This is a genomic window from Spirillospora sp. NPDC046719 (assembly GCF_040645715.1).
Classification (GTDB): domain Bacteria; phylum Actinomycetota; class Actinomycetes; order Streptosporangiales; family Streptosporangiaceae; genus Spirillospora.
Map to the genome: position 1 here is coordinate 1 of NZ_JBEYYT010000428.1, position 7,909 is coordinate 7,909.

Consider the following 7,909-nt stretch of genomic DNA (forward strand, 5'->3'; position numbering starts at 1 on the left):
GGCCCCCCGGGGGGGGGGGCCCCCCCACGCGGGGGCGCGGCGCGCCCCCCGCCCCCCCCCCCCCGCCCGGGGGGCCCCCCCCGCCCCCCCCGGGGGGGCCCCGCGGGCGGGGCGCCGCCGCCCCGGACCGGGGCGGCCGCGACGGCGGCGCGGACGGCGGCGTCCAGGGCCGGGTCGGGCCCGGTGGACATCGGCACGACGACGGCCGCGAGCTCGTCCTGGGGGTGGCCGAGGCCGGCGAGGACGGCGTGCAGGTCGCCGTCGCCGCCGTCGAAGTGCCCGACGTAGGCGGGCTGGCCGGTGTGCTCGATCTCCACGAGCCGGGCGAGCTCGGCGGCGATCTCGGTGCCGCCCTGCCGGGCGGGGCCGGGCACGGCCAGGACGAGAGCGGGGGATCCTTGGGGCAGCAGGAAGGACTCGTCGCCGCGATGTCGGCCGCCGCGGGGTGTGCGGCGGCGTCGCGACGGAAGTGCCTCGGATGCCTGGCTTTCGGGACTCACGGCGGGAATGGTAACGCTCCCGGGCGCGGAGGGCGGGCTCCCGCTCCGGCCGAGCGGGCCGGCCGCGCCGTGGCTGCCTGTACTGATCGTCGGTCTCCCTCCCGTGCCGGGCCGGGATCGGCGGGCGAAACAGCAGAGTATGGCCCATCGCCGCCCGGCAACAGGGGGAAATGAAGCAAATGTCCTGATTGTCGATAACCGATTCCGGTTCCGAATACGGACGAAAGGGGGAGAAGGGGTTGCGGAGGCGTGACAGGCCGCCTCTATGATCGGGCCACCCTACGTGCCGGAACGTTCGAGGTCCCATGAGAACCGCACGCACGCGCCCGATCCGGTCCAAGGTCGCCGCGCTCCTTCTCGTTCCGCTCGTCTCGCTGGTCGCGATCTGGGCCTACGCCGCCGACATCACCGGCCGCGCCGCCCTCGCCCAGCGGAAGTACCACACGCTGAACGAGCAGTTCGCCGCGTCCGGCCAGGGGCTGCTCGTCGAGCTGGGCAAGGAGCGGCAGGCGTCGGTCGTGTACCTGAGCGGCCCGCGCAAGCCGGCGTCGACGCCCGCGGCCCTCACCGCCCAGCGCGCGCGCCTGGACAAGGCCGTGGCCACCTTCCGCCGCACGTCCACCTCCGGCGCCGCGCGCGGCGCCACCACGGCCGAGATGCGGTCGCGGGTCTCGGACGTGCTGAAGGCGCTCGGCGGCCTCGGCCAGCTGCGCGCCGCCGTCGACGCCCGCGCGGTCGACCGGCTGACGGCCGTCAACGACTACAGCAGCATGGTCGACGTGATGCACCGGCTGTACGACAGCCTGATCGTCATCAACGACGCGTCCCTCTACAACTGGACGCTGTCCGACCGCGCCGCCGGGCGCGCGATGGAACTGCTGCAGCGGGAGAACGCGCTGGTCGCGGGCGCGCTCGTCACGCACGGCCAGATGTCCGCCGCCGAGCACCGCACGTTCCTGGAGATGCTCGGCGAGCAGCGCTGGCAGTGGCAGCGGCAGCGGTCCCTGGCCGACCCGAAGGTCTACGCGCGGCTCAGCGCGCCGGTGTTCGCCTCGACCCAGTACCACGCGTACAAGGACATCGAGGACCAGATCGCCGCGCACGACCGCGGGCCGCTGCCGGTCAGCGCCTGGCAGTGGCAGGCGACCGCGCAGCCGCTGGTCCTGTCCGTCAACCAGATGATCATGGCGAACACCGATCAGGCCGCCGCGCGTGCCGACCGGCTGGGCCGCGACGCCTACATCCGGCTCGGCGTCGTCGGCGGCGCCGGCCTGCTGGTGATCGCCCTGTCGGTGCTGCTCGCGCTGCGGTTCGGCCGCGGCGTCGTCCGCGAGCTGGTCGGGCTGCGCGGCTCCGCCGAGGAGCTGGCCGACGAGCGGCTGCCGCGGCTGGTCGACCGGCTGCGCCGCAACGAGCCCGTGGACGTCGAGGCGGAGGCGCCCGCGCTGCCGCGCGGCCGCACCAGCGAGGTCAACCGGCTCGCCGAGTCGTTCGCCAAGGTGCAGCGCACCGCGGTGGACGCCGCCGTCGGGCAGGCCGAGCTGCGCGCCGGCGTCAGCCGGATCTTCCTCAACATCGCCCGCCGCAACCAGTCGCTGCTGCACCGCCAGCTGACGATGCTGGACGGGCTGGAGAGCCGCGCCGAGGCCGACGACCTGGAGGCGCTGTTCCGGATCGACCACCTCACCACCCGCATGCGGCGGCACGCCGAGAGCCTGATCATCCTGTCCGGCGCCACCCCGGGCCGCGGCTGGCGGCGCCCGGTGCTCATCGCCGACGTGCTGCGCGCCGCCGTCGCCGAGATCGAGGACTACACCCGCGCGGTCGTGCTGACCGAGTCCGAGGACGGCCTGGTCGGCGCCGCCGTCACCGACGTCGTGCACCTGCTGGCCGAGCTGCTGGAGAACGCGGCGTCGTTCTCCCCGCCCAACACCGAGGTGCGGGTGATGGCCGAGCGGGTCGGCAACGGCTTCTGCGTGGAGATCGAGGACCGCGGGCTCGGCGTGAAGCCGGAGACGCTCGCCGAGATCAACCGGCGGCTCGCCGAGCCGCCGGAGTTCGACCTGGCCGACACCGACCGGCTGGGGCTGTTCGTGGTCGCCCGGCTCGCGGCCCGGCACGGCATCGACGTGTCGCTGCACCGCTCCCCGTACGGGGGCGTGACGGCGATCGTGCTGATGCCGCACGAGCTCGTGGTGCCCGCCGACCGGATGGACGACGAGATCTTCCCGCTGGACGGCGGTCCGGACGGCGCCGCGGCCGAGGTCCCCGCGGTCGAGGCCCCGGCGGACGCCGGCGAGTCCGCCGCGGCCGGCGGCGCGGACGCCCCGTCCCTGGACGGCGCGGGCGGCGGGCCGGGCGGCGCCGAGCCCGTCGAGCCGGTCCCCGTGCAGCCGACGCCGGCCGGCACCGGGCCGACGTTCATGGGCACCCCGTACACCGACGTCCCGTTCGGCGGGACGCCGCGGCCGGAGGTCGTGACGCGCGCCGAGGTCGTCCCCGACGTCGGGGTGTTCGCGCGCCGGGAGCCCGCGCCCGGCGACGCGCCCCAACCCGGCATGGAGCAGCCCGGCATGGAGCGGCCCGGCATGCGGCGGCCCGGCACGGCGTGGCCGGAGCCCGTGCCGCTGCGCGAGACGCCGCCCGTGCTGCCGCAGCTCGCCGGCCCGGCCGCCCCGTGGGGCGACCCCGAGGACCAGGCGCCCGCCGCGCCGTTCCGCGGGCCGCGCGGCGGCTCCGTGAACCCCTGGTCCGACGACGCGGACGCCGTGCCGGCGTACGCGTCGGACGATCCGTCCGACGCCGACGGCTGGACGCCCGCGCCGGTCTACGCGCCCGGCGCGCGCACGCCCGGCGGCCCGCCGGCGGGCGCCCCCGAGCGGGACGGAGACCCGGGAACGGAGCGCGGTGCGCATCCGGCCGGTGACACGGCGTGGGACGGCGTGGAAGATCGCGGTACCGTCGTCGGCGGCGAGCGCCCTCGGGGCGCGGAGGGCGGCTCTCCCGCCGGGACCCACGCGGGCCTGCCCCGCAGGGTCCGGCAGGAGAACCTCGCGCCGCAGTTGCGCAAGGAGCCGCCGCCGCTGCCTCCGCCGGTCGCCGGCGGCCCCGCCGGCGGGGTCGCGCGGTCCCCGGAGGAGGCGCGCTCGCTGATGGCCTCGGTACAGCAGGGATGGCGGCGCGGCCGCGCGTCCGATGGGGAGGATGAGGGGACCCGATGATGCACAACACGGTCACCGGCGAGCTCAACTGGCTGCTCAACGACTTCGCCGAGCGCGTCGCGAGCGTGCGGCAGGCGGTGATCCTGTCCCGCGACGGCCTCGCGGTCGCCGCGTCCAGCGAGCTCGGCCGCGAGGACGCCGAGCACCTGTCCGCGCTGGCGTCCGGCGTGCAGAGCCTCGCGCGCGGCGCCGGCCGGCACTTCGCGGGCGGCAACGTCCGCCAGACCATCATCGAGATGGACGCGCTGCTGCTGTTCGTCACCGCCGCCGGCGACGGCACCTGCCTGGCGGTCATCGCCGAGGCGGAGGCCGACGCGGGCCTGGTCGCCTACGAGATGGCGGTGCTGGTCAAGCGGGTCGGGCAGCACCTGCAGGCCGCCCCGCGGCACGAGCAGGCGGGCGGCGGCTTCGGCGGCGGTTACACCGGCGGCTACGGCGCCGGGGGAGCGGTCCCGCAGGGCCGGTGACCCGGACGGAGCCCGTCCCGGGGGAGATGTGGGGGTAATGACCGATGAACCCGTCGGCGGAGCGGTGGCTGGACCGGGAGGCCGGCCCGCTCGTCCGCCCCTACGCGCGGACCCGGGGCCGCACCCGTCCCGCGGGTGAGGGCTTCGAACTGATCGCGGTCGTCGCGGCCACCGGCGCGCAGCCGGGCGACCGGCTGCGCTACAGCCACGACCACGTGCGGATCCTGCGCGGCTGCGCCCGCCCGGTCGCCGTGGTCGACCTGGCCTCGGAGTTCGGGCTGCCGCTCGGGGTCGTCCGGGTGCTGCTCGGCGACCTGCGCGACGAGGGGCTGATCAGGGTGGTGGACTCCGCCGCCCCCGCGGACGGGCGGCCCGGACGGGGCGTCCTGAGGGAGGTCCTCAATGGCCTACGCGCCCTCTGACCCCGGCCCGGGTCCCGGCGGCGGCCTCGGCGGCGGTCCCGGCGCCGGGCTCGCCGCCCGCCCGCTGGTCACCACCAAGATCCTCGTCGCGGGCGGGTTCGGCGCCGGCAAGACCACCCTCGTCGGGTCGATCAGCGAGATCCGGCCGCTGCGCACCGAGGAGCCGCTGACCGACCGCGGCGTCGGCGTGGACGACGTGACCGGCGTCCGCGCCAAGTCGACCACGACCGTCGCGATGGACTTCGGCCGCATCACGCTCTCCGACCAGCTGCTGCTCTACCTGTTCGGCACGCCCGGCCAGGACCGGTTCTGGTTCATGTGGGACGAGCTGGCCGCCGGCGCGATCGGCGCGGTCGTGCTCGCCGACACCCGCCGGCTGACCGGCTGCTTCCCCGCGATCGACTACTTCGAGCGGCGCCGCCTGCCCTTCGTCGTGGCCGTCAACTGCTTCGACGGCGCGCGGCGGCACGACCCACGGGACGTCGCGATCGCGCTGGACCTGGACCCCGGCGTCCCGGTGCTGCTGTGCGACGCCCGCCGCCGCGAATCGGCCAAGGAGGTCCTCATCGCGCTGATGGAGCACGTGCTGAGCTGGCCGGACGCCGACGACCCCGGACATGACGCTCGGTCACCTGATCGTCGCCGTCCCGCGACGTAGTAGAGTCCCGCAGACCCCCGTACATCCCGCATCGGGAGGTTCCCCCCGCATGTCGCATCCCTCATCGCCGAAAGCCATCGATGTGAGCATGGTCCACCTGCCGTGATGGCCTCCCGCTTCTCCTCCATCCGGGCGAGGATCACGCTCCTGGTCCTCGTGCCGCTGCTCGCGCTGGCCGCGCTGTGGATGTTCCTCACCGGGATCACCTACGGCGACGCGCACCAGCTGCTGCAGAGCCGCAAGTTCCAGCAGGAGGCGGTGCTGCCCACGCAGCGGCTGATGAACGCGCTGCAGAAGGAGCGCCGGCTGTCGATGGCGGACGCCGGGTCGTCCCGCTCGGTGAACCCCGACGTGCTGCGCACGCAGCGGCAGGTGACCGACGGCGCCGTCAGGGAGCTGCGCAAGGGCTTCGGGGACGGCGCCCTGCGCGACTCGATCCTGCCCGGCGTCGTCAAGCGGATGGACGACCTGCTGGCCAGGCTCGGCACGCTGGAGACGACCCGCCGCGGCGTCGACGACCGCGCCTCCGGCCGCGCGGACGTGCTCGCCGACTACAGCGGCATCATCGACGCCGGCTTCGCGATCTACAGCGCGACGACGCCCGCGAACGGCACCATCACCGCCGACGCCCGCACGCTCACCTCCGTCGGCCGCGGCCGGGAGTTCCTGTCCCGCGAGGACGCGCTGCTGACCGGCGCGCTCGCCGCCGGGCACCTGAGCGCCGCCGAGCGCGGCGAGTTCGCGCAGCTCGTCGGCGCGCAGCGGATGGCGTACGCGGACAACGTCCCGAACCTGCCGCCCGCCGACCGCGGCCGCTACGAGCGCCTCGTCGCCAGTCCCCAGTTCGCGCAGCTGCGCAAGCTGGAGGACGAGGTCATCCGGGGGTCCGAGCAGGTCCGGACGGTCTCGAAGAAGAAGCAGGTCCAGGGCCGGACGGCGACGGGGACGGCGACCGGGCAGGGCGCCGCGACCGGGACGGGCACCCGCGCCGGGACCGCCGCCGGGGCCTCCCGCGCCGCGCGGGCCCCGATCGTCGACCCGTCCCAGTGGCGGACGGTCGCCGACGACGCCGACGAGGACCTCTACCGCTTCGAGAACCGCACCCTCGACGACATCACCGGCCGGGCCCAGCACATCGCGGTCGGCGTGTTCGTCCGGCTGGGCATCGCGGGCGGCCTCGGCCTGGTCGCCGTCGTGCTGTCCGCCATGATCGCGATCCGGGTGTCGCGGCGGCTGCTGCGCGAGTGCCGCACGCTCGCCGGCGCCGTCGTGGACTTCACCCGCAAGCGGCTCCCGCTGCTGGCCGAGCAGGTCCGCGCCGGGCGCCCCGCCGAGCCCGAGCCGGAGCCCGCCGTCGACTTCCGGATCCGGGAGATCCGGCAGATCGCCGACTCCTTCGACCGGGCCCGCGAGGCGGTGCTGGTGGCCGCGGCCGGCGAGGTCGCGGCGCGGCGCGGGATCAGCGAGGTGTTCGTCAACCTCGCCCGCCGCAACCAGGCGCTGCTGCACCGCCAGCTCAGCCTGCTCGACACCATGGAGCGCCGCACCGAGGACCCGTCGGAGCTGTCCGACCTGTTCCGCCTCGACCACCTCGCGACCCGCATGCGGCGGCACGCCGAGGGCCTGGTCATCCTGGCCGGCAAGACCGCCGGGCGCGGCTGGCGGCGGCCCGTCCCGCTGGTGGACGTGGTGCGCGGCGCGGTCGCCGAGGTCGAGGACTACCCGCGGGTCCGGGTGCAGCCGCTGCCGCGGATCGCGCTGCTCGGCTCCGCCGTCGCCGACGTCATCCACCTGCTCGCCGAGGTGGTGGAGAACGCCACCACGTTCTCCCCGCCGCAGTCGCCGGTGCGGGTCAGCGGGCACCCGGTCGCCAACGGCTTCGCCATCGAGGTGGAGGACCGCGGCCTCGGCATGACCGAGGAGGCGCTGCGCACCGCGAACGCCCGGCTGGACGACCCGCCGGAGTTCGACCCGTCCGACAGCGCGCAGCTCGGCCTGTTCGTCGTGGCGCGGCTCGCCGAACGGCACGACATCAAGGTGACGCTGCGGCAGTCGCCGTACGGCGGCACCACCGCGATCGCGCTGATCCCGGGATCCCTCATCGTGGACACCGCGGAGCAGGAGCCGCCCGCGCGCCGCAACACCGGGCCGATGCGGCTGCCCGCCGCGCCCGCGGGCGCGCTGTCGGCGTCCGCGCGCCCGGCGGTGGAGCAGGGCGGCGTCGTGCGGCTGGTCGCGGAGGCCGAGCCGCTGCGCGCCGATCCCGTCCGGACGGAACCGGTCCGGGCGGAATCCGGGCTCTCCGAGCAGGCCCGGTCCGAGCAGGCGGGCGAGCAGGCACAGTCCGAGCAGGCGGGCGAGCAGGCGCGGGAGGAGACGTCCGGGCTGACGCCACTGCCGGAGCGCAGGCGTTCCCGGCAGGCCGACCGGCCGCAGCCCGCACCCGAGCCCGCCCCGGCGGCTGACGCGGAGCCCGCGGGGCCGACTGCGGACGGCGGGCTCCCCAAGCGCCGCCGGCAGACGCATCTCGCGCCCCAGCTGAAGGAGCGGGTGGACGCCCATCTGGCCGCGCAGGGGCAGGCACCGCCGCCCGCCGCCGCGGCGCCGCCCGTTCAGCAGCAGCCCGCGCAGCCGGAGCCGC

At 76.1% G+C, this 7,909-nt stretch carries 5 protein-coding genes and 1 pseudogene; 5 read left to right on the top strand and 1 reads right to left on the bottom strand.

All coding sequences use genetic code 11. From position 1 onward, the window contains the following. Window positions 1–500, bottom strand: a pseudogene (locus ABZ914_RS41830) (hypothetical protein); the annotation flags it as partial. A 305-nt stretch (window positions 501–805) separates the two neighbouring features. Between ABZ914_RS41830 and ABZ914_RS41835 the strand changes: the two are divergent. The 5 genes from ABZ914_RS41835 to ABZ914_RS41855 all read left to right on the top strand — a co-directional run. Further along, window positions 806–3,721: a sensor histidine kinase gene (locus ABZ914_RS41835; RefSeq protein ID WP_500200246.1), complete on the top strand. Its 2,916-nt coding sequence runs from the start codon at window positions 806–808 to the stop codon at window positions 3,719–3,721. Next, complete coding sequence (locus ABZ914_RS41840) at window positions 3,721–4,188, top strand: roadblock/LC7 domain-containing protein (protein ID WP_190852827.1); 468 nt, start codon at window positions 3,721–3,723, stop codon at window positions 4,186–4,188. The genes ABZ914_RS41835 and ABZ914_RS41840 overlap by 1 nt, the downstream gene beginning before the upstream one ends. A 44-nt stretch (window positions 4,189–4,232) precedes the next feature. Beyond that, on the top strand, window positions 4,233–4,610 hold the full coding sequence (locus ABZ914_RS41845) for a DUF742 domain-containing protein (RefSeq protein WP_500200248.1): 378 nt from the start codon (window positions 4,233–4,235) through the stop codon (window positions 4,608–4,610). Beyond that, the gene (locus ABZ914_RS41850) at window positions 4,591–5,268 is read left to right on the top strand and encodes a GTP-binding protein (protein ID WP_500200249.1); all 678 of its coding nucleotides are present in this window, start codon (window positions 4,591–4,593) and stop codon (window positions 5,266–5,268) included. Before ABZ914_RS41845 ends, ABZ914_RS41850 begins: the two co-directional genes overlap by 20 nt. Before the next feature lie 105 nt (window positions 5,269–5,373). Beyond that, on the top strand, window positions 5,374–7,909 hold a 2,536-nt coding region (locus ABZ914_RS41855), incomplete at its 3' end, for a sensor histidine kinase (RefSeq protein WP_500200251.1).

Excerpts from the sequence above, each read along its gene's own strand:
- ABZ914_RS41845 (WP_500200248.1), top strand. The coding sequence starts at position 4,233 with ATGAACCCGTCGGCGGAGCGGTGGCTGGACCGGGAGGCCGGCCCGCTC.
- ABZ914_RS41835 (WP_500200246.1), top strand. The coding sequence starts at position 806 with ATGAGAACCGCACGCACGCGCCCGATCCGGTCCAAGGTCGCCGCGCTC.
- ABZ914_RS41840 (WP_190852827.1), top strand. The coding sequence starts at position 3,721 with ATGCACAACACGGTCACCGGCGAGCTCAACTGGCTGCTCAACGACTTC.
- ABZ914_RS41850 (WP_500200249.1), top strand. The coding sequence starts at position 4,591 with ATGGCCTACGCGCCCTCTGACCCCGGCCCGGGTCCCGGCGGCGGCCTC.